This is a genomic window from Rhodanobacter sp. L36, from assembly GCF_009765755.1.
Taxonomy (GTDB): domain Bacteria; phylum Pseudomonadota; class Gammaproteobacteria; order Xanthomonadales; family Rhodanobacteraceae; genus Rhodanobacter.
On the sequence record NZ_LMUV01000002.1, the window covers coordinates 697,471 to 720,736 of the forward strand.

The window sequence follows — 23,266 nt, forward strand, 5'->3', positions numbered from 1 at the left end:
CCTGACGTATGACGGCTGTGAGTGCGGAAAGCATCGCTGCGCCGCCCACACCGTCACGTGAATGATCCAGATGATCTGACTTCAGCTGCGGCCTGCGACCCTCGCCCGGTCGAGCTCCCTTATTTCAGGCACGAATGATAGCGCCCGACAGCGCGTCGCGAATCACGGTGGGTTGCTGCTGTCCGCCCAGAGTTGCGTCGAGGACGCCATCCAGGTTGTCTCCAAATGCATCGACCACATCCTGTACGGAACGCGCCGCGGGATGGCCATGCAGGTTGGCGCTGGTCGACACGATCGCTCCGCCAAAAGCGCGGCACAGCGCGGCGGCGGGTTCGTGTGCCGTCACTCGCAAGGCGATTCCCGGATGGTCGCCGGCGACCCACGCCGGCACCTGCGGCGAGCGCGAAAAAATCCAGGTTCGAGGGCCCGGCCAGCCGGCTTTTATTTCGTCCAGGATATGGGTCGGTATCGAGCCGGTTTCGATATAGCGCTCGATATCGGCGAACTCGGCGGCGATCAGCAACACGCCTTGCGTCGGCGGACGCTGCTTGAGCGCGAACAGCCGCACGAATGCCGAATGGTTGTGCGGATCGCAGCCGAGGCCGAACACCGCTTCGGTGGGATACGCAATGACGCCGCCGTTGTGCAATACATCGGCGGCGTCATCGAGCTCGTCGGAGGTGAATCGCCGCAGCACTCAGGGCTCGGCCTTCACCGACGCGGCCTTTTTGGTTGCCGATTTTTTCGCGGCAGCTTTCTTGGCGGTCTTTTTCGTGGAGGCTTTCTTGGTGGCTTTCTTGGCTGTGGATTTTTTCGCGGCCGGTTTCTTAGCAGCCGCCTTCTTGACCGTCGAAGTTTCCTTTTTCGCAGTCGTTTTCTTGGTCGCGCCCTTCTTGCCGAAGCGACCTTTTCGCACCGGCGCAGCGGCGAGCAATTCAAGGCACTGCGCTTGCGTCAGTTCCTTCGGCTCCTGATCCTTCGGTATGCGTGCGTTCTTTTCGCCATCGGTGATGTACGCGCCGTAGCGACCGTTGAGCACCTGCACGCCATCGCCGAAATCGAGGATCAACCGGTTGGCAAGCATCTCCATTTTCTCCTGCACGATTTGCAGGGCACGCGGCAGTTCGATCGTGTATGGGTCGTCCTCAGGCTTGAGCGAGGCATAGGTGCTGCCCTGCTTCACGAACGGACCGAAGCGACCCACGCCGACGCTCACTTCGTCGCCGTTGTCCGACTGCCCGAGCTTGCGCGGCATCTTGAACAACTCAAGCGCATCGACAAGGCTGATCGTGTGCATGCTCTGGCCTGTGCGCAGGCTGGCGAAGGTCGGTTTGTCTTCGTCTTCCTTTGTGCCGATCTGCGCGAACGGCCCGTAGCGACCGAGACGCACCGACACTGGTTTGCCGGTTTTCGGATCGATGCCCAGATCGCGCGCGCCAGTGGCTTCGTTGCGATCGACCGACTCGGTCTTCTCGTCGACCTGTTGCTTGAACGGCTGCCAGAACCGCTCCATCAACGGCACCCACGCTTCCTCGCCACGGCTGACGGCGTCGAGCTCGTCCTCGAGTTTGGCGGTGAAGTCGTAGTCGACGTAGCGCGTGAAATGCGCGGTCAGGAATTTGCTGACCGCGCGACCGACGTCGCTTGGTTTGAAGCGACGGCTGTCGAGAAAAACGTATTCGCGATTCTGCAGCACCTGGATGATGCTGGCGTACGTCGACGGTCGGCCGATGCCGTGTTCTTCCAGCGCCTTGACCAGGCTGGCTTCGGAATAGCGCGGCGGTGGTTCGGTGAAATGCTGATCGGCCGCGATCTCGTGCAGCGGCACCTGCTCGTCCACTTGCATGCGCGGCAGACGGCGACCTTCGTCGTCATCCTCGGCGCTCTTCTGGTCGCGACCTTCTTCGTACACGGCGAGAAAGCCCGGATCGATCACGGTGGTCCCGCTGGCGCGGAACGACGCATCGCCACCGGCGACGTCCTTCAGTGCAAATTCGACCGACACCGTGTTGAGCGTGGCATGAATCATCTGGCAGGCGACGGTGCGCTTCCAGATCAATTCGTAAAGCTTGCGCTGGTCGTCGTTGAGGAACGCCGCCACTAACTTGGGCGTGTACATCGCTGACGTGGGGCGAATGGCCTCATGCGCTTCCTGCGCGTTTTTCGATTTGGTCTTGTAGACCTGCGGACCATCCGGCAGCGCCTTGGTGCCGAAATCGCGCGCGATCAACTGACGCAGTTCGGCTACGGCGTCATCGCCGAGCATCGTCGAATCGGTACGCATGTAAGTGATCAGGCCGACGTTGCCTTCGTCGCCCAGCGCAACGCCTTCGTACAGACCTTGCGCCACTTTCATGGTGCGGCTGGTGGTGAAACCCAGCTTGCGTGCGGCTTCCTGTTGCAGCGTGGACGTGGTGAAGGGCGCGGCAGGCCGACGCTTGCGCTCTTTCGAACTGACATCGCTGACCGTCAGACGGCCACGCGCAGCCTGCTTCAATGCATCGCGCGCCGCATGGGCATCCGCTTCATTGGTGAGGTCGAACTGTTCGAACTTCTTGCCGTTGAGCTTGCTCAGGCGCGCGGTGAAATCGCCTTCGGCGTGCTTGAGCTGCGCTTCGATGGACCAGTATTCGCGCGCCTTGAACGCTTCGATTTCATCTTCGCGCTCCACGATCATGCGCAGCGCGGGCGATTGAACGCGCCCGGCGGACAGGCCGCGTTGCACCTTGCGCCAGAGCACCGGCGACAAATTGAAGCCGACCAGATAATCCAGCGCCCGCCGCGCCTGCTGCGCATCGACCAGATCATGCGAAAGCTGGCGCGGCGCGGCCACCGCCGCCTTGATCGCCTTGGGCGTGATCTCGGAAAAAACAACCCGATGCACGCGCTTGCCGTCAGTCAGGCCGCGCTCTTTCAGGATTTCGCTGATATGCCACGAAATGGCTTCGCCTTCGCGATCCAAGTCGGTCGCCAGATAGATGTCATCGGCAAGCTTGGCCGCCTTGGCGATGGCGTCAACGTGTTTCTCGTTGCGCTCGATGATCTCGTACGCCATCGCAAACCCGTTGTCGGGGTCGACCGCGCCTTCCTTCGGCCGCAGATCCCGCACGTGGCCGTAGGAAGCCAGCACGTGAAAATCCTTGCCGAGGTATTTGTTGATCGTCTTGGCCTTGGCCGGCGATTCGACGATGAGCAGGTTTTTTGCCATGAAGCGGGATTTCCGTAAGCGAACCACCGGTGCTTGCGCGCCGGACATCTATATATAGTTGAAACCACGTCGTGGCCGCGGCTGTCAAGCCCGCGCCGATCCACATGACGCGTGAGTCACGCAATGACGTCAGCTTTTCGTCACCGCATCAGGCAGCCGCTGGTAGCGATTGCCCGGCAAACTTTCCACACGCGCATCCAGTTCGAGCATCAGCAGCATCGAACCAAGCAACGCCGCGGATTGCCCGGTCCGCTGGACAAGTTCGTCCAACGTCACGGGCTCGTAGCCGAGTTCAGTCCAAAGTCGCCGATATTCGGGCGTCTGCGAATCCGCAAGGCTGTCTGATTTTTCGAACTCTGCAGCTGCGACCGAACTTTCCGACGACGCATCATGGCCCAGTCGTGCAGCCAATTCGCCGCCAAGCATGCGCGCTGCGGGCACCAATGTCTCCACAATCTCGGCAACGTCCTCCACCAATCGGGCACCATCACGGATCAACCTGTGGCAACCGCGAGCCAGCGGATTGTGGATGGAACCGGGCAGCGCAAACACTTCGCGACCCTGTTCGGCCGCCAGCCTGGCCGTGATCAGTGAACCGGATTTGAGGCCCGCCTCGATCACCAGCGTGCCGAGCGAAAGGCCTGCGATGATCCGGTTGCGCCGGGGGAAATGATTGGCGCGCGCCGCCGTGCCCGGTGGAAATTCGCTGACCAGCGCACCGTGCGCGGCGATCCTTTTCGCCAGTGCATGGTGCTTGCGCGGATAGACGCGATCCGGTCCGGTACCGATCACGGCGAGAGTCCGTGCGCCGATGTCCAGCGCTGCGATGTGAGCGGCGCCATCGATGCCATCGGCCATGCCGCTGGTGATCGCGAAACCGGCTTCGGCCAAAGCACGCGCGAACGCACGCGCGTGCGCCAGGCCACTGATACTCGCGCCGCGCGCGCCGACGATCGCCACCTGCGGATACAACAGCAGACTCGCATCGCCGATCACGAACAACGCCGCCGGTGGTTGCGGGATATTTTCGAGCTGCGGCGGGAAATCATCCTCCGTGCAGCGCAGCAGCCGATGTCCCGGCTGGGCAAGCCAGGCCAGATCCGCACGCAGCAATTCATCATCGGGTTGTTGCAGCCATGCCCGTGCCGATTCGTCGAGACGTGCCGATCGACGCAGCCGCGCCAGAGCGCCTTCAATGTTGCCGGTCTTGTCCAGCAGATGGCGCAGCCCGCCGGGGCCGAGGCCTGGCGTGCGCAACGCCACCATCCATGCGCGCAGTTCGTCCGTGTCGTTCATGCCTTGCAGTGTACGAAGCAGACGCAAAAAGAAACGGCGCGGTGATGGCCGCGCCGTTGTGTAGGGATGTTGCGCGACCGCCTCCAGGAGGCGCCAGATTTACTCAGGCATGCGCAGGCGATTGCCCTTGTGCACCGGACGCAGGCTGTCCATGACCAGGCCGTAGCTCACGCGGTCGAAGGTGCGGAACACCATGACGTGACCGACGTATTCGTTGGGCAACGTGACCGTTTTGCCCACGCCGCGGCGCCAGCTGTTGCTGGCCACGTCGTCATGGATGGTTTCGCCCGGCTCCTCGATGGTGAAGGTGGTGCCGTTGTCGACGCCGTCCTTCGCACCGACCGACAACACCACGACCTGCCTCGAACCCACAGCGTCCATCGCATCGGCGAAAGCGTTCACGCGCGCGTTGTCCGGCACTGCCGACTTCGGCGCATGCGGGTAATAGAAAGCGTCGTACGGTGCATCATCGACGGGCAGCACGCGGTCGCCGCTGCGGATTTCCATGGTGGAATCCAGCAGCAGCAGCGTCGACGGATCACCCGTGCGCAGTGTCTCGGCGTTGCCGATCACGCTGACTTCGACACCCAGATCGTCGCCGCGGCCGTAGTGGCCGTCGTTGCGCGAATCTTCGTCCCACGGCGTGTTGACCATGGCGACGTTGCTGTCCAACTCATGGCCGACGATTTCGTTTTCGGCGTCCTTCGCATCGCCCTGCTCGAATCCGCGGAACACATGCGTCGGACGCACGATGGCCCAGCGCTGTCCCGGCGCGCCCTGCAAACCGCGCACGTAGATGTTCTGGCCGACCGCGCCGCGCAGACGGGCTTCTTCCAGGCCGACCACATACGGCGCATTTCGCACTGCGTTGGAATCCATTACTCGCATGTCCTTCAGGAACATGCGCAGTTCGGACAGCGGAATCGCCGGCACGGCCTCGCCTTCGGCGTGCACGCGCGGCTCAAGGCCCACGTGCGGACCACCGTTCAAGAATGAAAGATTAAGCACGTCGCCGGGATAGATCAGATGCGGATTGCGCACCTGCGGATTGGCCTGCCAGATTTCAGGCCACAACCAGGGTTTGGCGAGGAACTTGGAAGAGATATCCCAGAGCGTGTCGCCTCTGCGCACGGTGTACGTGTCGGGATGATTGGCTCGCAGTTGCGCGCCCGCCGCGTACACGGCAACGGTGACCAGCATGCCGGCCAGCAACACGAATATTTTCTTGATCATTGGTGGGAATCCCCCTTCCCCAGATGCTCGGCCGAGTGTAACCGAACCGTTAAGACACGCAACAGGCGCGAGTTGGCAAAAATCGTCTGCAGGCAAGGCCATACAGCCGTACAATGCGCGTCCATTCTAAGTTGCCGGCGGGCTGGGTTGTCACCGATTTGCCCGCAATTTCGGCGCCGAGGTGAGAACCATGTCTGTTTTACCCATTCTCGAATTTCCGGACGCGCGTCTGCGCACGCGTGCTGAACCGGTGCGGGCGTTCGACGCCGACCTCAAGCAGTTTGTTGCCGATTTGTTCGAGACGATGTACGTGGCGAACGGCGTCGGCCTGGCCGCGACCCAGGTCAACGTGCATCAGCGCGTGCTGGTGGCGGACATGAGCGAGGATCGCAAGCACGCACTGGCGCTGATCAATCCGCAAATTCTCGAGAAGGAAGGCTCGCAGGTTTATCAGGAAGGCTGCCTGTCGTTTCCCGGCCTGTACGCCGATGTGACTCGCGCGCTGAAGGTGAAAGTCAAAGCACAGGATGTGCAAGGCAACGAATTCGTCATCGATGTCGATGGTCCGCTGGCGGTCTGCATCCAGCACGAGATGGATCATCTGGACGGCAAGGTTTTTGTCGATTACCTGTCGTCCCTGAAACGCGCGCTGCTGTTGAAGCGCCTGGACAAGCAACGCAAGCAGGCGGCGAGTGCTTGAACGACTTGGATGCAAGCAAGCCACCTCTGCGACTGATCTTCGCCGGCACGCCCGAATTCTCTTTGCCTTGCCTCGCTGCCTGTCGCGACAGCGGCGCCGAGGTTGTTGCGGTCTACACGCAACCTGACCGGCCAGCCGGACGCGGACGCAAGCTCATGCCCGGCCCGGTCAAGCAGGCGGCGCTGTCAGCCGGCTTCGCTGTCGAGCAACCCGAGTCACTGAAATCCGCCGATGCGCAACAAACCATGTCGGACTATCGCGCCGACCTGCTGGTGGTTGTGGCCTATGGCTTGATCCTTCCACGCAAAGTGCTGAAGTTGCCGTTGCACGGTTGCTGGAACGTGCATGCGAGCCTGTTGCCGCGGTGGCGCGGCGCGGCGCCGATCCAGCGTGCGATCCTGGCCGGCGATACCGAAAGCGGCGTGGATCTGATGCAGATGGAAGCCGGTCTGGATACCGGCCCGGTGTTGCTCGAACGACGCACGCCGATCGCAGCAACGGACACCGGCGGTTCGTTGCACGATCGCCTTTCGATGCTGGGCGCCGAAGCGCTTGCCGAAGGCCTGAGCCATCTTCTGCAGGGCCGCGTGTTGACGCCAAGAATGCAGGACGAGAGCGGCGTGGTGTACGCGCACAAGCTGGACAAGTCGGAAGCACGATTGGATTTCCAGCGCACCGCGATCGAACTGGAACGACAGGTCCGCGCATTCGATCCATGGCCCGTGGCGGAGGCGTCGATCGGCGGCGAGTCGCTGAAAATATGGTCCGCGCAAGCCGTGGATTTACAACACGACGCCGAACCAGGCGCGATGCTCGCTGCTGGGCGCGACGGCATCGACATCGCATGCGCTCAAGGCACGCTGCGCGTGACCTCGCTGCAACGACCCGGCGGCAAGCGCATCGGCGCAGCGGACTATCTCAACGCGCGTCCCGACCTGCGCCGTTCCCGATGAAAATCGACACCCGCGCGCTCGCCGCGAAAGGGCTTGCCGAGATCGCGATGCGCGGTGCGTCGCTGCGTGACGTGATGGAACGCAGCGCGCCACGCCTGCCCGATCCGCGCGATCGTGCCCTGCTGATGGCGCTGCTCAGCGAAGGTGCGCGCTGGTGGCTGCGCTTTGATGCGGCCATCGATGGATTGCTCGAAAAACCGTTGCGGCACAAGGACCCGTCCGTGCACGCGCTCATGGTGCTGGGTCTGGTGCAGCTGGAAATCCTGGAGTTGCAGGATTACGCGGCCGTCGCTGCGACCGTCGAAGCGGTGCGTTCGCTGAAACGGCCGCAACTGTCCGGCTTGGTCAACGCGGTGCTTCGCCGCTGGCAGCGCGAGCGCGTGTCGCTGCTCGCCGCGCTCGACGCCCAACCACAGACGCGCCATGCGCATCCCGCGTGGCTGGCCGCTGCGCTGGCACGCGACTGGCCAACCGAGTCCGAAGCAGTGATGGTCGCCGACAATCGCGAGCCACCGTTGACGTTGCGCGTGAACCGTCAGCGCAGCACGCGCGCGGATTTGCTTGCGCAATTTCAGCAAGCTGGCCACGCCGCCACCGAACATCCATGGCTGGCGGATGCACTGGTCCTGCCGCATAGCACCGACGTCACGCGCATGCCCGGCTTCGACGATGGCGCGTTCGCCGTGCAGGACGGCGCCGCGCAAGTGGCCGCCGATCTCGCCGATCTTCGCGATGGCCTGCGCGTGCTCGACGCCTGCGCCGCGCCGGGTGGCAAGGCTTGTCATTTGCTCGAACGCGCGCAGATCGAACTCACCGCGCTGGAAGTCGATCCGAAACGCGCCGAGCGGATTCGCGAAAACCTCATGCGCTTGCGTCTGGATGGCCGGATTGTGGTCGGCGATGCCGGCGCGCCGCGCGGTTGGTGGAACGGGCAGCCGTTCGATCGCATCCTCCTCGACGCGCCGTGCTCGGCGACGGGCGTGCTGCGTCGGCGACCCGATGTGCGATTGCATCGTCGCGAAAGCGACATCGCCGCCATGCACGCGCAGCAGCGGCGGATCCTGTCCGCGTTGTGGCCGTTGCTGGCAGTCGGCGGAAAACTCGTCTACATCACCTGCTCGGTCTTGCGCCCCGAAAACGAAACCATCGTCAACGAATTGCTGGCCGCACAATCGGACGCGAAGGCGATCGCCTTTACGCTGCCGACGGGTCAGGCCGCCGCCGTGGGTTGGCAAATACTGCCCGGCGATGGCGACCTCGACGGCATGTATTACGCGGTGATCGAAAAGCATTCCTGATCGAAGGTTCGACGCCTCGATGCGTTGACCATCTTCGAACCGTCGCATTCCGCGGGCTATGCTTTCGCTGCTGTTCGACCGATGGAATCTGCACTCGTGAAGTCGCATGTACCGTTGTCCCGGTCTCGTCCGCTGTGGCTGAGCGACGCCCGCCGGGAATTGATTCTTTTCGCCGTGTTCGCGTTGCTGGTGCTCGGCCTGGGCATCGGTCTGCGCGATCCGTGGCCGTCGGACGAACCACGTTTTGCGCTGGCCGCACGCTGGATGGCGGAACACGGCGAGTGGCTGTTTCCGCATCGCGGCCACGAACTGTATGCGGACAAGCCGCCGGTTTTCATGTGGCTTCAGGCATCGGCTTATCAACTCGTTGGCAACTGGCGCGTCGCCTTTCTGTTGCCTTCGTTGCTGGCCGCGCTGGGCGCACTGGCGCTGGTCTACGACCTTGCACGCCGATGCTGGAGTCACCGCAGTGCACTGCTTGCCGCGGCGACCTTGCTGGTCACGATCCACTTCACCTACCAGATGCGCAACGCGCAGATCGATCCGCTGCTGCTCGGCTGGATCACCCTCGCCAATTACGGAATGCTGCGCCATCTGCTGGTCGGGCCGTCGTGGCAATGGTTTGCCGTGGGCTGTTTTTTCGCGGGCGTCGGCGTAATCACCAAAGGCGTGGGCGTGCTCGCGATGCTGATGCTGGTTCCCTATCTGCTGGCTCGCAAACAGCGCTGGAACCAGTTGGCCATCATCCACGGCGGATGGCGCTGGATCGGCGGCCTGGCGTGTTTTTTCGTTCCGATTCTGGCCTGGCTGTTGCCGATGCTGCTGGCGGCGCGCGCCAATGGCGATGCGCAACATGCCGAGTACGTGCAGGACATTCTTTTCGGCCAGACCGTGCATCGCTACGCGGCACCGCCGGGGCACTTCCATTCGCCGCTCTATTTCCTCGGCGTCATCATCTTCGACTGGATGCCGTTGTCGCTGCTGCTGCCGTGGGCGATACCGGCATGGTGGCGGCGATGCAAACGTCGCGATGCGCGTTTCCTGCTGCCGCTTGGCTGGACCTTTCTGGTCGTGGTGTTTTTCTCGCTGAGCCCGGGCAAGCGAGATGTCTACATTTTGCCGGCCCTGCCGATGATCGCCTTCGCACTCGCGCCACTGTTGCCGGCACTGTTGCGAATGCTCCGCGTGCGTGCGGCCATCCTGGCGCTGACATTTGTGATGTCGGCGAGCCTGGCGGTTACGTCCGCCGTGGCTTTGGACGTCCATCCGGCGTGGGCGGCGCGGTTCGAACATGAACTCGATCCACGCATCTGGTGGCTGTTCCTGGCTATCGGCCTGGCCGGCTTTCTGATCACCGCCATTACCCGGCTGCGACAGGCACCGCTGGGATGGCTGTTGTTCGCCGCCACTTTGTGGAGCATGCACGGCCTATGGGGTTATCCACTGCTCAACGACGACCGTTCGGCCCGCGATGTGATGACGCGTGCGCGCGCCATCGCCGGCCCGGTTGCGACCATCGGGCTGGTCGCGTGGAAAGAACAGAACCTGCTGATGGCGCAGGGGCCGGTCGTCGAATTCGGTTTCGTCGTGCCGTGGCGGCAACAATACTCAGATGCCGTAGCATGGCTGCGCGCCGCTCCAGACCAGCGCTGGGTGTTCAGCCTGGACGAGGCGATGGGACATTGCGTGGATCGTGCGCGCGCGGTGCGCGTCGGCCACGCCAGTCGTCGCGACTGGTGGATATTTCGCGCCGATGCAGTGAAATCAGGCTGCGTACCGGCCATCAGCGACAACGCGACGGACAAGGACAGCGATGCCGAATGAAACGACTACGCATGTGCAGCTGATCGGCCGCGACAACGGCGCCGGCCTGAGTCGCGACATGGTGCTTCTCGCCGACGCGTTGAGGAGCGTCGGCGTCCCATCGACAACCGCTGCGCTCGCGCATCGCGGCCGCCTTTTGGAAGCGTGGACACGATGGCGCCTCACAGGTCGCGCTCCGCGGTTCGATCTCAACGTGATGCTGGAACGCGTGCGGCCGGAATTCCTGCGCGCCGCCCGGCACAACGTGCTGATACCCAACCCGGAATATTTCCGTGCGCAGGATCGCGCCGCGCTGAGCCGCATCGACGCGGTATGGGTGAAAACCCGACACGCCGCGACGATCTTCCGCGCGCTCGATATGCCGGTGCGCTACATCGGTTTCACCAGCCCCGATCGACGAACAGAAAACGTGCCGCGCCGGCACGCGTTCTTCCACGGCCCGGGTCGCAGCGGCAACAAGGGCACGCAAGCCTTGCTCGAATTGTGGGCCGCGAATCCCGCGTGGCCGATGCTGACCGTGGCGTGGCGCAGACGCCAGCACGGCGCGCTGCCTGAAGCATCCAACGTGCGGCTGATCCGCGATCACATCGACGACGACACTTATCGGCGATTGCAGAACGAACACCGCTTCCACCTGTGTCCGTCGCAGACCGAAGGCTATGGCCACTACATCGCTGAAGCGATGAGTTGCAGTGCCGTGGTCGTGACGCTGGATGCCGAGCCGATGAATGAACTGGTTGCGCCGAATCGCGGCGTGCTCGTGCACGCCACGCCGAACGGCACGCAGGATCTGGCTACGCGTTACGTCTTCGATGGCGCACCGATGCGCGAGGCCATCGATCGCTGCATTGCAATGTCGACCGACGAAATGGATCGGCTCGGGCGCGAGGCGCGCGCCTGGTACGAACGCGAGCAGCTGGCGTTTCCGATCCGCCTGCGCGACGCGCTGGCGGCACTCGGCTAGACGTGGTTGCGCAGGTCGGGCAGCGCTTCACGCACGTGCCCGTCGATACCTGAGTCGCAACGACGGATGCCCTGCTCCCGCGTCTGCCGCAGGATGACGTTATTGGGCAGCGTCGGGTCGTCCGGATCGGCGGGAGCGCGCGAAGCATGTTCGAGATGAATCGCCAGCCCGGCGAATTTCAGCTGGCGCCGCCGCAGGCCGTTGTTCTGCAGACGCGCCGCGAGTTCGAGATCTTCGCTGCCGTAGCCTTCCATCGTTTCGTTGAACCCGTTGACGCGCAACAGATCGTCGCGCCAGATGGCCATGTTGCAGCTCATCACGTGTCCGCCCTTGCGCGAACGGGCCTTGCGGCGCGCGAGCCATGGCCAGCGCACGGTATGAATGCGCTTGCCATAGTGCAACTGCGTGCGCGGCGCATTTCGCTGACGAAAGTACGCATCCATCCATGGGCCGAACCGCGGCGTGCCGCCGGACAACAATCGCGCCGTTTCGCGCTCGGTGGCACGCAACCGCGTGCCCTGCACGAAACTGCCGCGCGCTGCGAGCATCAGGTGATCCGCGATGAAATGAGGATGCACCAGCATGTCGCCATCGAGCAGGATCACGTACTCGCCTGTGGCGTCCAGGATGCCTGCATTACGCGCACGACCAGCGCGAAACCCGCGATCGTCCTGCCACGCGTGCCGCAGTGGAGCCGGATAACCACGCGCAAGGCGTACCAGCAATTCGCGCGTCTCGGGCGTCGAACCATCGTCCGCGACGATCACTTCGTCGGGAAGCACGGTCTGCATCGCGAGTGCGCGCAATACCAGCGCCAGCGCCTGTGGCCAGTTGTATGTCAGCACGATCACGCTGATCGTCGGGGGATGGCGTTGGCTCATGTGCGCGAACCTGATGCGGAACACGGGCTCGTGGAAAAGCCGAAGCGCCGGTTCATTGCGTCGACTTTCCGGACGACGCGCCAAACGCTCGACGGGCAATGGCGACGGCTCGTTCCACGCGTTTGAACCACGAGGACGGACCGCGCAACGCCAGCGCGGCGTAGCGCCAGATTTCATCGTGCGCTGGCGCGGGCTTGCTGAGAAATTCGCGCTTGACCAGGTCGAACACGTGGTCGTCCATGTACATGCGACTGGCGTAATAGTTGATCAGGCAACGCGAACGGAATCCGCTGGCGAACTGACGCTCGCGATCGCGCGCATGCCACCAGCCATTGGTATCGTGGATGCGGTAGTGCACCGCGCCAGTTGGCAAATAGAATTTGCGTGCACCGAGCACGCTGCTGCCGAACACCAGGCAGTTGTCCGCCGAGATGCGCCAGCTCGACACGAAATCCGCCGGAAGATCGAGCGCGCGTACGGCCCAGTGGCGACGCATGGACAAAGCCGAAGTTGCTTCGCCATACCAGTGGCCGGTCGCCCAGGTGCTGATGGCCGTGTAACCCAGGTCGGTGGCGTCTTTCGCGTAACCCTGCACGCCTTGTTCGTTCCCGAACAGCGCGACATCGCTGAACACGAAATCGATATCGCGACGCGTGTCGTAGATCTCACCGATTTTTGCCAGGTACTCGGGATCCCAGCGATCGTCCGCATCCAGAAAACAGATCACCTCGGCGGTCGCCGCACGCAACCCGCGCACGAATGCTGCAAGCTGACCGCCGTTTTCGCCAAGCAACAAAGTGACGCGCGCATCGCTGCCGTAGCGCTCGCGCAGCAGTTGCGGCGATCCATCGGTTGACCCATCGTCCACCACGATCACCTGCGCGGCCGCACGCGTCTGCGCCAGTGCACCGTCAACCGCCTCGGCGACGAATTGCCGATAGTTGTAGTTGGTGATGACGACGGCGAAGCCGACCGGATTGCTCATGCCGCCAGGCCCTGCTGCATCAACCCGCGGAAATAACGGATGGTTTCCTTCAGGCCGTCTTCCAGCGCCACGCTCGGCTGCCAGCCGAGTTTGTCTTTCGCCAGCGAGATGTCCGGCTGACGCTGGCGCGGATCGTCGGAGGGCAGCGGCCGATAGACGAGCTTCGACTTGCCGCCGACCAGCTGCAATACCTTTTCTGCCAGCGCGATCATGGTGAATTCCACCGGGTTGCCGATGTTCACAGGGCCGATGAAACCCTTGTCGCTGTCCATCATTCTCACGAACGCTTCGATCAGGTCGTCGACATAGCAGAAGCTGCGCGTCTGGCTGCCATCGCCGTAGATCGTGATGTCCTCGCCGCGCAACGCCTGCATGATGAAGTTGCTTACCACGCGGCCGTCATTCGGATGCATGCGCGGACCATACGTGTTGAAGATGCGCACCACCTTGATCTCCAGCGCGTGTTGGCGGTGATAGTCGAAAAACAGCGTCTCGGCGCAGCGCTTGCCTTCGTCATAGCAGCTGCGGATACCGATCGGATTGACCCTGCCCCAGTAATCCTCGGTCTGCGGATGCACCTCGGGGTCGCCATAGACCTCGCTGGTGGAAGCCTGCAGGATGCGCGCGTGCAGACGCTTGGCCAGCCCAAGCATGTTGATCGCGCCATGCACACTGGTTTTGGTGGTCTGCACCGGATCGTGCTGGTAATGCACAGGCGATGCCGGGCAAGCCAGGTTGAAGATGCGGTCGACCTCCACGTACAGCGGGAAAGTGACGTCGTGGCGCATCAGCTCGAAATACGGATGGTCCAGCAGATGGGCCACGTTGCGCTTGCTGCCGGTAAAGAAGTTGTCCACGCACAACACGTCGTGGCCATCCGCGATGAGGCGATCGCACAAGTGCGACCCGAGAAATCCGGCCCCGCCGGTGACTAGCAGCCTGTTCACTATGCCCTCGAATGCCCGAGGCGTCCGGGCTGAATGATCAGTCCCGCATCATAGCGAGGTCGTCTGCCGATCGCGCCGGCGTCGACGGGGATGGTGGCTGCGGTCGCGGCTGCGAAAGCATCAGAGCCAACGGCAGCCACACCAGCAACCAGCCCGGGCGCGGACTATCGAGAATCTGCGGCATGTCGAACTGCAACGTAATGCTGGCGTATACCCACAGCCCCATCGCCACCTGCCCGCGCAGCAGATAGCGCTGCTTCCACGCACGCCAGCCCAGCATCAGCCACAAGATCACCAGCAGCAGCAATCCCGGCAACCCCAGTTCAATGGCCGTCTGCGTCAGCACGTTGTGGCTGTGTGTGAAATCCATGCCGGCGACGTGCAGCGCGAACGGCGCGCCCTGGCCCAGGCCAAGCCACGGATGTTGCGCGATGTGATGGATCGCTTGCGTAAACAATTCGGGCCGCCGCGAGGTGCCGCGTTCAACCAGCACATGCGGCGCGAACAGTACCAACGCCGTCGCGACCACCAGAACCACCACCGCCAATCCGGAAATCAGATAATCGCGGCGTCGCCATAGCGGTGAAAGCACGGTGCAGAGGATGAGTGCGAGCCACACGCTGCGTGACTGGGTCAATCCAACGAATATCAGCAGCGGAATGCAAGCGACACAACGCAGCCAGAAACGTCGCGCGTCCCCACCGGGAAGCTGGCTGAGCCACACCACCACGGCGCCCATCAATGCCGCGGCGTAGTTCGAAGTAGCGATTGTGCCGTCGCCGACCAGACGATCGTCCGCAGGGGGCGCAAGCAGGTACTGGATATCGTAATAGGCCGCACAGAGCGCCAGCGCAACGCTGGCGACGAGCAACATCAGCTCCACGCGGAAACGGTCGTGGACATCCCACAACTGCCAGGCCAGCACGAAGATCAACACGCTCAGCAATCGCCCCAGTTCATCCCAGGGCCGGCGCGCATGCTCCCAAAGCAGCGACATCGCTGCCCAGGCCAGCAGCAATAGAAATACACGAAACAGTGGTTGCGCCCACAGCGACGCCCAGATCGCTTCGCGGCGCATCACAAGTGCCAGCAAGGTCGGCAGATAAAGCAGGATTCCCAGACTCACCTCATAGCCGTGACTGGGATTGAACGACACGCCGGCCGGCACCAGCACCATGCCCAGCATCATCCAGAGCAGTCCGATGCCGATCAGCCAGCGCCACGCAGGTTGTGTTTGGTAGAGACTCTGAAAAGACACGTATGAAATCCGCGGATACCGCTTGAGTGTTGCGGGACAAGCTACCCGCGCCGTCGTGAAGGGTGACTTACCGATTGGCGGCGCCCACCGATGAATTGCGACGCTTCCATGTCGACCGGGCCGCCGCGCATTATCACCCGTCGCAAGCGGCATCGGATATCTCGCGTGGATCCGACAGCACGCGCAACGATTCGGAGCAGCTAGACTTTCGCGATGGCTTCGCTCCCCGTCACGCTCATCGTCATCACATGCAACGAAGCACGCAATATCGCGCGCTGCCTGGACAGCGTGCCGTTCGCGGCCGAGAAACTCGTGATCGACAGCGGGAGCGACGATGACACGGTCGCGATCGCGCAGAAACACGGCGCGCGCGTGATCCACCAAGACTGGCTGGGCTTCGGCGCGCAACGAAATTTTGCGTCGACTCAAAGCAGCCATCCGTGGATTCTCGTGCTGGATGCCGACGAGTACCTCACGCAGAAACTTGCGAAGGAACTCGAACAGAAGTTGCCGACCCTGATGGAAGGCAATACGCCTGCCGCGTACCTGCGTCGCAGCACGATCTACATGGGTCGTCCGATGCGCTGGTATCGCCCGGCTGTCGGTGAGCGCATGGCGCGTCTGTATCACCGTGATCGCGCGCGCTGGACGGATGCGCGCGTGCATGAATCATTGCGTTTCGACGGCGCAGCGCCAACGCTGCAGGCGCCGTTCAACCACGTCAACAATCCGACCTTGCCGCACAAGCAGCTCAAGGTGTTGCGCTACGCCGAACTGAAATGTCGCGACTGGCTCGACAAGGGCAAGCCGGTGCGCATGTGGCAGGCGCCGTTCGTGTATCCGCTCGCGTTCCTCAAGGATTATCTGTTCCGCCTCGCGTTCCTCGACGGGTGGCGCGGTTTTGTCATCGCGCGGACGGCCGCGAGCTACGCGCTGTACAAGCGCATGCGTTACTTCGAAATGGTTCACAACCCCGAGTCGGTGGCGAGCGCCGCCAACATCCTCTCGAAGCACGGCATCGATCGCTGACGATGAACACAACAACGGCAACGCGCAAACATTATCTGCTGTACGGATCGGAGCGTTACGCGCTCGCCATCCTGCGTCCGATACAGGAAGCGATTCGCGCGCGAGGCCACGAGGCGGCGTGGTTTTTCGACGGACCTGGCGCGGAAGATCTGGTCGACGGCGAACGCCTGCTCAGCGTCGCCGAAGTGCGCGCGTGGAAACCCATTGCGGTGATCACGTCGAGCAACGCCGTGCCGCATTTTTTTCCGGGCGTGAAAGTGGAAACGTTTCACGGCTTCGATGCCGGCAAACCGAGGCATATCTACATACGCGGTTTCTTCGACCTGTATTGCACCACCGGGCCACGAGACACCGCGCAGTTCAAGGCGATCTCCGAAAAACTCGGGCACTTCGCGGTGATCGAAACCGGCTGGCCCAAGATCGATCCCTTCATGCGCGACATCGACGGGCCCTTGCCCGACGTGCGCAAGCCGCCGGTGATTCTGTACCACTCCACGTTTTCGCCATCGTGGAGCGCGGCGGAAATATTGTTCGAGGAGGTGAAGCGCCTGTCGCGCGATGGGCGCTGGCGCTGGATCGTCACCTTTCACCCGAAGATGAATCCCGAAACCCGCGCGCGTTACAAGGCGCTGCAGAACGATTACCTGACGTTCGCCGAGAACGACAACATTCTGGAATTGTTTCCGCAGGTCGACCTGATGTGTTCGGACACATCGTCCGCACTCAACGAATTCCTGCTCACCGGCAAACCGGTGGTGACGTTCAAGAATCGGCGGCCCGGGCCGCAACTGATCGACATCGACGACCCGGCGCAATTCGAACCGGCGATCGAACGCGCACTGGCGCGCCCGCCGGAACTGATGAAGGCCATTCGCGATTACGCCGATGCCATCCACCCTTATCGCGATGGCCGATCCAGCGAGCGTGTACTCGATGCCATTGATACCTTCATCGCTGCCGGTGCACGCAATCCGCGACGCAAGCCGGGCAACCGGTGGCGAAAGCTCAAGCTGCGCCGGCGCATCGGTTACTGGGGGCCGGCCTGAGTTTCCTTTTGCGGCAAGACGCCGGCTGATCGGCGCAGGCTAGAATTGCTCGATATTCGCCGGGGATCCGCCTGTGTCCGTCAGCACCTATAGCCGTTCCGAACATCTGCGCGCCGTATGGCCGTGGCTTCCGTTGTGGATGCTGGTGGCGCTGCTGGCGATGTTTTCGCACGGTCCGATGCCGCTCTACTCCACCCGCACGCTCGCCGTCGCGTGGGAAATGTGGAGCCACGGCCACTGGCTGGTGCCACACATCAACGGCCAGCCCTACAGCGAAAAAGCGCCACTGCTGTTCTGGCTGATCCAGGCCGGATGGTTCGTGTTCGGTGTCACCGATGTGTGGCCGCGCGTTCTCGAAGTGCTGATCGGCGGCGCGCAGCTGGTGCTCGTGTCGATGCTGGCGCGGCGCCTTTTTCCGTCTCGCCCATGGATGACCAAGGCGGCGCCGTGGATGCTGCTGGCGCTGGGCTACGCGTTCCTGTTCGGCCTGCAAGTGATGTACGACGTGCTGCTGGCGGTGTTCGTGCTGGCCGCTCTGCTGTGTCTGACGCCAAAGTCGCGGCGCACGGAACCACGCTGGATTCTGTTCGGCATCTGCATCGGCCTGGGCCTGCTGACCAAGGGCCCGGTGATGCTGCTGCACGTGGTGTTTCCATGGTTGCTCGGGCCGATGTGGAACGAGTGGGCGCGACAGCATCGCGCGCGCTGGTATGGCGCAGGTGTGCTGTCGATTCTGCTCGGCGGCGCGATGATGCTGGCGTGGGCTCTGCCCGCGGGCTTCGCCGGCGGCGACGAATATCGCCACCGACTTTTTTTCACGCAGACGGCCGGCCGCGTGGTCAATGGCCTGCCGCAAGTGAAGGATCTGCAAAGCCACGCGCGGCCGATCTGGTTCTACGTAATCGGCCTGCCGTTGCTGCTGTTTCCCTTCAGCGGCTGGCCGCGTGTCTGGGTCGCACTGGCCACATTGCGTCGGCCGCTGGAACCGGGCCTGCGATTCGCGTTGTGCTGGCTGGTGCCGAGTTTTGTGCTGTTTTCGCTGATCAGCGGCAAGCAGTGGTACTACCCGCTGCCCGAGTTCGGCGGCGCTGCTCTGCTGATGGCTGGCGCCATCGCAATGCTGCGCGAACGTAGTTCGTGGTCGTCCGAAAGCGGATGGCTCGGAACATGGCCGCTGGGCATCGGCGGCATCGGCTTCGGCGTGTTTCTGTTTCTGCTGCCGATCCTGGTGAACGGCAATCACCTGCATGGCGAATGGTTCGATACGGCCGCGCCGTACAGCCGCTATTTCAGCATGGTGTTTCTGCTGCTGGGTTCGCTGCTGTTGCTTCGTGGTCGCGGCGAACTTCGCCGGCTGGCCTTCGCCGGCCTGATCGGCGCGCTCGCGCTCAACACGCTGTTCACGCTCACGCTATGGCAGCACTACGACTTGCGGCCGGCGGCGCAGTTGCTCGGCGCAGCCGAAGCAGCCAATCGGCCGATCGGCAACGTCGGTACTTACGAAGGGCAATTCCATTTCGAAGGTCGCCTGACGCAACCGATCACCGAGCTGTTCAACGATCAGGCCGTGAAAGATTTCGCGCGCGCGCATCCCGATGGCGTGATCGTGGCGCATCCGGAAAAACTCGATGCCAACGACCTGCGCTACGCATTGCTGGTGCAGCCGTTTCGTTCGTCGTGGATCGTGGTGTGGCCGGCCGCATCGCTGGCGGATCTGAAAAACGGCCTCACGCCGCCTGATTTGCCGCAGCCTACCCAGGTCTATCCGACCAACGACTGGCGCTACCGCAGCCGGCCATGAATGCCTCGCTGATCGTCAGCCTGCGCAGCCAGCGCGGTGGCCCGCGCGACGGCGCGTTGCTGCGTTTCTCGCTTGGAAATGCGCTGATCGCCGCTGGCGACGGCGCAGCGGCGATCGACGAATTGCGGCGCGCACTGGTTTTCGATCCGGTCTATTCGGCAGCGTGGAAATTGCTTGGCAAGGCACTGCTGGATAGCGGCCAGATCGCGGACGCGATGGACGCGTGGCGTCGTGGCATCGCAGCTGCCGCACAACGCGGCGACAAGCAGGCCGAAAAGGAAATGACCGTGTTTCTGCGACGGCTGGAGAAAACAGCGCCGTAGCCGGCGCTAACCGTTTTCGCGATCGTACGGGCTAATCCGGTCGCTGGCCGAGTAGCGCTTGTACTGCCACTGATACTGCGCGAACGCGAGTTCGACGCAATTCTGCACGCCGCGGTTGAGAGCTGCGCACGCCATCACGAGATCGGTATCGGCGATGCCCGTTGGCGCAGGAAGCAAGTGGACGCGATATCCCGCGCCGCGTGGCAACCGTTCGGCGAAGGCGAACAAAACCGTTGCGCCGGTGCGCACGGCGAGTCGCGGCAGCAGCACCATCGTCAACGCGTCGCGTCCGAAGAACGGTGCAAATTCACCCTCGCCGGCACGCGGCTTCTGGTCCGGCAAAATCCCGACCGTTCCGCCGGAAGCAAGCCGCTTGTACAGCGTGCGTACGCCCGCACCATCGGCGCGCACCTGCTCCGGTGCCAGCGCGCCGCGAACCTTGCGCAACAGGCCTTCGATCGCGGCGATCCGTGGTGGCCGGTAGAGAATCGCCATCGGCATTTTGCGGCACAGCCAGTAATTCAAGACTTCCCAGCAACCCAGGTGCGGCGCCGCGATGATTACGCCCTTGCCCGCCGCGAGCGCCGCATCCAGCAATGCCTCGCCCTGCACGTCGCGAATCAGCGCCAGCGATCGCTCGGCGCCTGCGCCCCAGACCTTGACGATTTCGGTAGCGGATTTGCCGCTTTCCTCCATGACTTTTCGCAACAGTGAAGACTGTGCCGCTTCGTCCAGTTCCGGCCTTGTGATACGTATGTTCACTGCCGTGTTCTGCGCGGTCCTGCCGCGGCGCCACAATACAAGCCGGCCAAGCGCAGCACCGAATGCATGCAACGCGCGCAAAGGCAGCAATGCCAGCAGGCGAAGAAGAAGATAGAGGACAACCATGTCGGCGCGCATTCGCGCAGTTTACGGGAGCCGATGAACGAGCTGTCCGTGATCAGGCGTACGGCGCTTTCGCCGATGCAGCGACGGACTTAAGCTGCATCGTCGTCCATCATGCGTACCGACATGATTGCCTTGATCCAGCGCGTACTTTCCGCCCGCGTCGATGTCGACGACGAAACCGTCGGCTCGATCGGCCCCGGCTTGCTGGCGCTCGTGGCGGTGCAACCGGACGACGGCGAAGCACAGACAAAACGCATGCTCGAACGCCTGCTCGGCTACCGCGTGTTCTCCGATGACACCGGCCGGATGAATCGCTCGCTCACCGACATCGGTGGCGGCCTGCTGCTGGTAAGTCAATTCACGCTGGCCGCGGATACGCATTCGGGCATGCGCCCGAGCTTTACTACCGCCGGCACGCCCGAACACGGCCGGCACTGGTTCGATCGTCTGGTGGAACTTGCACGCATCGCGCATCCGGGGGTGGAAACCGGGCGCTTCGGTGCCCATATGGTGGTGCAGCTGGTCAACGATGGACCCGTCACTTTCTGGCTCGACACCCGTTGACTCATGCGAACACGGCCCTTCGGTGGCCGAGCCTGCAAGGCGCGCTGCAACGTCTTGCGCTGGCGTGATTTTTGCGTCTCTCCCCGAAACTTTTTCCACTTGAAATCTGGTCAAAAAAGCAGCACATCGCTATAATGTCCGGTTCTTGAACCCCTCGGCGGTCGGTTAATGAATAGCAAAGCTCCCCACGAGCAACAGTCTGAAATCAAGGCGCTCATCTCCAAGGGTCTGGAGCAGGGCTATCTGACGTACGCCGAAATCAACGATCACCTGCCCGACGACATCGTCGATCCGGAGCAGATCGAAGACATCATGGCGGTGCTCAAGGGCGTCGGCATCGAAGTGCACGATGCCGCGCCGGATGCCGATCCGCTGGCCGACAAGGCCGGCAGCAGCACCGACGACGAAGCCGCCGCCGAAGAAGCTGTCGCTCTGCTGTCCGCCGTGGACGCCGAAGTCGGCCGCACCACTGATCCCGTGCGCATGTACATGCGCGAAATGGGCACGGTCGAACTGCTGACCCGCGAGGGCGAAATCGCGATCGCCAAGCGCATCGAGGAGGGTCTGGGCCAGGTGCAGACTGCGTTGGCCAGCTTCCCGCTGACCATCGAGCTGCTGCTGGAAGAATACGACCAGCATCTGGACGGCAAGCGCCGCCTCAGTGAAATCCTCGCCGGTTTCCTCGATCTGGAAGAAGCGGCCGATCTCGCGCGCAAGGAAAAGGAAGCGGCCGCTGCACTGCTGCCCGAGCCTGATCCGAACGACGAGGCCGAAGTCGAAGACGATGAGACCGCGACTGAAGAGGAAGAAGAAGCCGGCCCGACGGGCCCGGATCCGGAAGAGGTCAAGCGTCGCATGGAGTTGCTGCGCGACTACTACGGCAAATTCCAGAAGGCTGCGCCAAAAGCCGACAGCATTCTCGACAAGAAAATCGTCAAGCTGCGCGACCAGATGGCCGAGGAGTTCCTCAAGCTCAAGCTGCCGTCCGCGCTGATCGACGGTTTCGTGCGCAAGCTGCGCGAAGTGGTCAACGACATCCGTCACCACGAGCGCGTACTGATGGACATCTTCGTCAAGCAGGTGAAGATGCCCAAGGCCGAGTTCATCAAGACCTTCCCCAGTAACGAGGGCAATCTCGAGTGGGTGGCCGAACTCAGCCGCAAGCGCCAGAAATGGTCGCCGAACATCAAAACGCATCGCGAAACCATCGATGCAGAGCAGGAGAAGCTCGCCAGCATCGAGCGCAAGCTGTTCCTGCCGCTGATCGACATCAAGGACATCAATCGCGCCATGGCCAGCGGCGAAGCCAAGGCCCGTCGCGCCAAGAAGGAAATGGTCGAGGCCAACCTGCGCCTGGTGATCTCGATCGCCAAGAAGTACACCAATCGCGGCCTGCAGTTCCTCGACCTGATCCAGGAAGGCAACATCGGCCTGATGAAGGCCGTGGACAAGTTCGAATACCGCCGCGGCTACAAGTTCTCCACCTACGCCACGTGGTGGATTCGCCAGGCCATCACGCGCTCGATCGCCGACCAGGCGCGCACCATTCGCATTCCGGTGCACATGATCGAAACGATCAACAAGCTCAATCGCATTTCCCGTCAGATGCTTCAGCAGTTCGGCCGCGAGGCTACGCCGGAGGAACTGGCCAAGGAAATGGAGATGCCCGAGGACAAGATCCGCAAGGTGCTGAAGATCGCGAAGGAACCGATCTCGATGGAAACCCCGATCGGCGACGACGAGGATTCGCATCTGGGCGATTTCATCGAGGACGGCAACGCCAGTTCGCCGATCGACTCGGCGACGGAAACCGGCCTGATGGAAACCGTGCGCGACGTGCTCGCTGGCCTCACCCCGCGGGAAGCCAAAGTGCTGCGCATGCGCTTCGGCATCGACATGAACACCGATCACACCCTGGAAGAAGTCGGCAAGCAGTTCGACGTCACCCGTGAGCGCATTCGCCAGATCGAAGCCAAGGCGTTGCGCAAGCTGCGTCATCCGAGCCGCTCCGAACAGCTGCGTTCGTTCCTCGACGTCGAATAAATCGCGACAAGGCTGCACAAGAAAA

General features: G+C 62.7%; 20 protein-coding genes. 11 read left to right on the forward strand and 9 right to left on the reverse strand.

Annotated elements, in window-relative coordinates; translation table 11 throughout:
* Nucleotides 1–124 precede the first annotated feature (124 nt).
* From GSQ73_RS03010 to GSQ73_RS03025, 4 genes are all read right to left on the reverse strand, one after another.
* Entirely contained in the window at nt 125–697 is a 573-nt protein-coding gene (locus GSQ73_RS03010) for a Sua5/YciO/YrdC/YwlC family protein (RefSeq protein ID WP_158880855.1), read from the reverse strand.
* A complete protein-coding gene (locus GSQ73_RS03015; protein WP_158880857.1) occupies nt 698–3,208 on the reverse strand; it encodes a DNA topoisomerase I in 2,511 nt (836 codons plus the stop codon).
* A 129-nt stretch (nt 3,209–3,337) separates the two neighbouring features.
* Nucleotides 3,338–4,504: a DNA-processing protein DprA gene (dprA, locus tag GSQ73_RS03020; protein WP_158880859.1), complete on the reverse strand. Its 1,167-nt coding sequence runs from the start codon at nt 4,502–4,504 to the stop codon at nt 3,338–3,340.
* A 99-nt stretch (nt 4,505–4,603) separates the two neighbouring features.
* The gene (locus GSQ73_RS03025; RefSeq protein ID WP_158880861.1) at nt 4,604–5,737 is read right to left on the reverse strand and encodes a LysM peptidoglycan-binding domain-containing protein; all 1,134 of its coding nucleotides are present in this window, start codon (nt 5,735–5,737) and stop codon (nt 4,604–4,606) included.
* A 190-nt stretch (nt 5,738–5,927) separates the two neighbouring features.
* Here GSQ73_RS03025 and def point away from each other — a divergent pair, with 190 nt between their 5' ends.
* The 5 genes from def to GSQ73_RS03050 all read left to right on the forward strand — a co-directional run bounded on the left by def (nt 5,928) and on the right by GSQ73_RS03050 (nt 11,476).
* Nucleotides 5,928–6,437, forward strand: a complete 510-nt coding sequence (gene def, locus GSQ73_RS03030; RefSeq protein ID WP_158880863.1) for a peptide deformylase — start codon at nt 5,928–5,930, stop codon at nt 6,435–6,437.
* Nucleotides 6,438–6,463: 26 nt separating this feature from the next.
* Nucleotides 6,464–7,390 carry a methionyl-tRNA formyltransferase gene (fmt, locus tag GSQ73_RS03035; protein ID WP_158881691.1) on the forward strand — a complete coding sequence of 309 codons (927 nt, stop codon included), beginning with the start codon at nt 6,464–6,466 and terminating at the stop codon, nt 7,388–7,390.
* Nucleotides 7,387–8,688: a 16S rRNA (cytosine(967)-C(5))-methyltransferase RsmB gene (gene rsmB / locus GSQ73_RS03040; protein ID WP_158880865.1), complete on the forward strand. Its 1,302-nt coding sequence runs from the start codon at nt 7,387–7,389 to the stop codon at nt 8,686–8,688. Before fmt ends, rsmB begins: the two co-directional genes overlap by 4 nt.
* A 96-nt stretch (nt 8,689–8,784) precedes the next feature.
* Complete coding sequence (locus tag GSQ73_RS03045) at nt 8,785–10,512, forward strand: glycosyltransferase family 39 protein (RefSeq protein WP_254063247.1); 1,728 nt, start codon at nt 8,785–8,787, stop codon at nt 10,510–10,512.
* Nucleotides 10,502–11,476, forward strand: coding sequence for a glycosyltransferase (locus GSQ73_RS03050; protein WP_158880869.1), 975 nt, complete (start codon nt 10,502–10,504; stop codon nt 11,474–11,476). Before GSQ73_RS03045 ends, GSQ73_RS03050 begins: the two co-directional genes overlap by 11 nt.
* Here the strand turns inward: GSQ73_RS03050 and GSQ73_RS03055 are convergent.
* Genes GSQ73_RS03055 through GSQ73_RS03070 form a run of 4 tightly spaced genes read right to left on the reverse strand, consistent with a single transcriptional unit; the run spans nt 11,473 to nt 15,547 of the window.
* The gene (locus GSQ73_RS03055; RefSeq protein WP_158880871.1) at nt 11,473–12,357 is read right to left on the reverse strand and encodes a glycosyltransferase family 2 protein; all 885 of its coding nucleotides are present in this window, start codon (nt 12,355–12,357) and stop codon (nt 11,473–11,475) included. The two genes, GSQ73_RS03050 and GSQ73_RS03055, sit on opposite strands and share 4 nt — an antisense overlap.
* A gap of 52 nt (nt 12,358–12,409) precedes the next feature.
* A complete protein-coding gene (locus GSQ73_RS03060; protein WP_158880873.1) occupies nt 12,410–13,342 on the reverse strand; it encodes a glycosyltransferase family 2 protein in 933 nt (310 codons plus the stop codon).
* Nucleotides 13,339–14,289, reverse strand: coding sequence for a UDP-glucuronic acid decarboxylase family protein (locus GSQ73_RS03065; protein ID WP_158880875.1), 951 nt, complete (start codon nt 14,287–14,289; stop codon nt 13,339–13,341). The genes GSQ73_RS03060 and GSQ73_RS03065 overlap by 4 nt, the downstream gene beginning before the upstream one ends.
* A 37-nt stretch (nt 14,290–14,326) precedes the next feature.
* The gene (locus GSQ73_RS03070) at nt 14,327–15,547 is read right to left on the reverse strand and encodes an O-antigen ligase family protein (protein WP_158880877.1); all 1,221 of its coding nucleotides are present in this window, start codon (nt 15,545–15,547) and stop codon (nt 14,327–14,329) included.
* Nucleotides 15,548–15,760: 213 nt separating this feature from the next.
* Between GSQ73_RS03070 and GSQ73_RS03075 the strand changes: the two genes are divergently transcribed.
* From GSQ73_RS03075 to GSQ73_RS03090, 4 genes are all read left to right on the forward strand, one after another.
* Complete coding sequence (locus tag GSQ73_RS03075) at nt 15,761–16,576, forward strand: glycosyltransferase family 2 protein (RefSeq protein ID WP_158880879.1); 816 nt, start codon at nt 15,761–15,763, stop codon at nt 16,574–16,576.
* Between the two features lie 2 nt (nt 16,577–16,578).
* Nucleotides 16,579–17,622: a CDP-glycerol glycerophosphotransferase family protein gene (locus GSQ73_RS03080; protein WP_158880881.1), complete on the forward strand. Its 1,044-nt coding sequence runs from the start codon at nt 16,579–16,581 to the stop codon at nt 17,620–17,622.
* Nucleotides 17,623–17,695: 73 nt separating this feature from the next.
* Complete coding sequence (locus GSQ73_RS03085) at nt 17,696–19,423, forward strand: glycosyltransferase family 39 protein (RefSeq protein ID WP_158880883.1); 1,728 nt, start codon at nt 17,696–17,698, stop codon at nt 19,421–19,423.
* Entirely contained in the window at nt 19,420–19,746 is a 327-nt protein-coding gene (locus GSQ73_RS03090) for a BTAD domain-containing putative transcriptional regulator (RefSeq protein ID WP_158880885.1), read from the forward strand. Before GSQ73_RS03085 ends, GSQ73_RS03090 begins: the two co-directional genes overlap by 4 nt.
* A gap of 6 nt (nt 19,747–19,752) precedes the next feature.
* Here GSQ73_RS03090 and GSQ73_RS03095 read toward each other — a convergent pair whose 3' ends face one another.
* Nucleotides 19,753–20,646, reverse strand: a complete 894-nt coding sequence (locus tag GSQ73_RS03095) for a lipid A biosynthesis acyltransferase (RefSeq protein ID WP_158880887.1) — start codon at nt 20,644–20,646, stop codon at nt 19,753–19,755.
* Nucleotides 20,647–20,757: 111 nt separating this feature from the next.
* On the opposite strand from GSQ73_RS03095, the gene dtd reads away from it, so the two are divergent.
* Nucleotides 20,758–21,198 carry a D-aminoacyl-tRNA deacylase gene (gene dtd / locus GSQ73_RS03100; protein WP_158880889.1) on the forward strand — a complete coding sequence of 147 codons (441 nt, stop codon included), beginning with the start codon at nt 20,758–20,760 and terminating at the stop codon, nt 21,196–21,198.
* Nucleotides 21,199–21,366: 168 nt separating this feature from the next.
* Complete coding sequence (gene rpoD, locus GSQ73_RS03105; protein ID WP_158880891.1) at nt 21,367–23,241, forward strand: RNA polymerase sigma factor RpoD; 1,875 nt, start codon at nt 21,367–21,369, stop codon at nt 23,239–23,241.
* Nucleotides 23,242–23,266 lie beyond the last annotated feature (25 nt).

What these genes read in the sequence shown, in the direction of transcription:
- GSQ73_RS03080 (WP_158880881.1), top strand. Translation starts at nt 16,579, where the DNA reads ATGAACACAACAACGGCAACGCGCAAACATTATCTGCTGTACGGATCG.
- GSQ73_RS03060 (WP_158880873.1), bottom strand. Translation starts at nt 13,342, where the DNA reads ATGAGCAATCCGGTCGGCTTCGCCGTCGTCATCACCAACTACAACTAT.
- dtd (WP_158880889.1), top strand. Translation starts at nt 20,758, where the DNA reads ATGATTGCCTTGATCCAGCGCGTACTTTCCGCCCGCGTCGATGTCGAC.
- dprA (WP_158880859.1), bottom strand. Translation starts at nt 4,504, where the DNA reads ATGAACGACACGGACGAACTGCGCGCATGGATGGTGGCGTTGCGCACG.
- GSQ73_RS03075 (WP_158880879.1), top strand. Translation starts at nt 15,761, where the DNA reads ATGGCTTCGCTCCCCGTCACGCTCATCGTCATCACATGCAACGAAGCA.
- GSQ73_RS03095 (WP_158880887.1), bottom strand. Translation starts at nt 20,646, where the DNA reads ATGCGCGCCGACATGGTTGTCCTCTATCTTCTTCTTCGCCTGCTGGCA.
- rpoD (WP_158880891.1), top strand. Translation starts at nt 21,367, where the DNA reads ATGAATAGCAAAGCTCCCCACGAGCAACAGTCTGAAATCAAGGCGCTC.
- GSQ73_RS03015 (WP_158880857.1), bottom strand. Translation starts at nt 3,208, where the DNA reads ATGGCAAAAAACCTGCTCATCGTCGAATCGCCGGCCAAGGCCAAGACG.
- GSQ73_RS03090 (WP_158880885.1), top strand. Translation starts at nt 19,420, where the DNA reads ATGAATGCCTCGCTGATCGTCAGCCTGCGCAGCCAGCGCGGTGGCCCG.
- rsmB (WP_158880865.1), top strand. Translation starts at nt 7,387, where the DNA reads ATGAAAATCGACACCCGCGCGCTCGCCGCGAAAGGGCTTGCCGAGATC.
- GSQ73_RS03050 (WP_158880869.1), top strand. Translation starts at nt 10,502, where the DNA reads ATGCCGAATGAAACGACTACGCATGTGCAGCTGATCGGCCGCGACAAC.
- def (WP_158880863.1), top strand. Translation starts at nt 5,928, where the DNA reads ATGTCTGTTTTACCCATTCTCGAATTTCCGGACGCGCGTCTGCGCACG.
- GSQ73_RS03055 (WP_158880871.1), bottom strand. Translation starts at nt 12,357, where the DNA reads ATGAGCCAACGCCATCCCCCGACGATCAGCGTGATCGTGCTGACATAC.
- GSQ73_RS03025 (WP_158880861.1), bottom strand. Translation starts at nt 5,737, where the DNA reads ATGATCAAGAAAATATTCGTGTTGCTGGCCGGCATGCTGGTCACCGTT.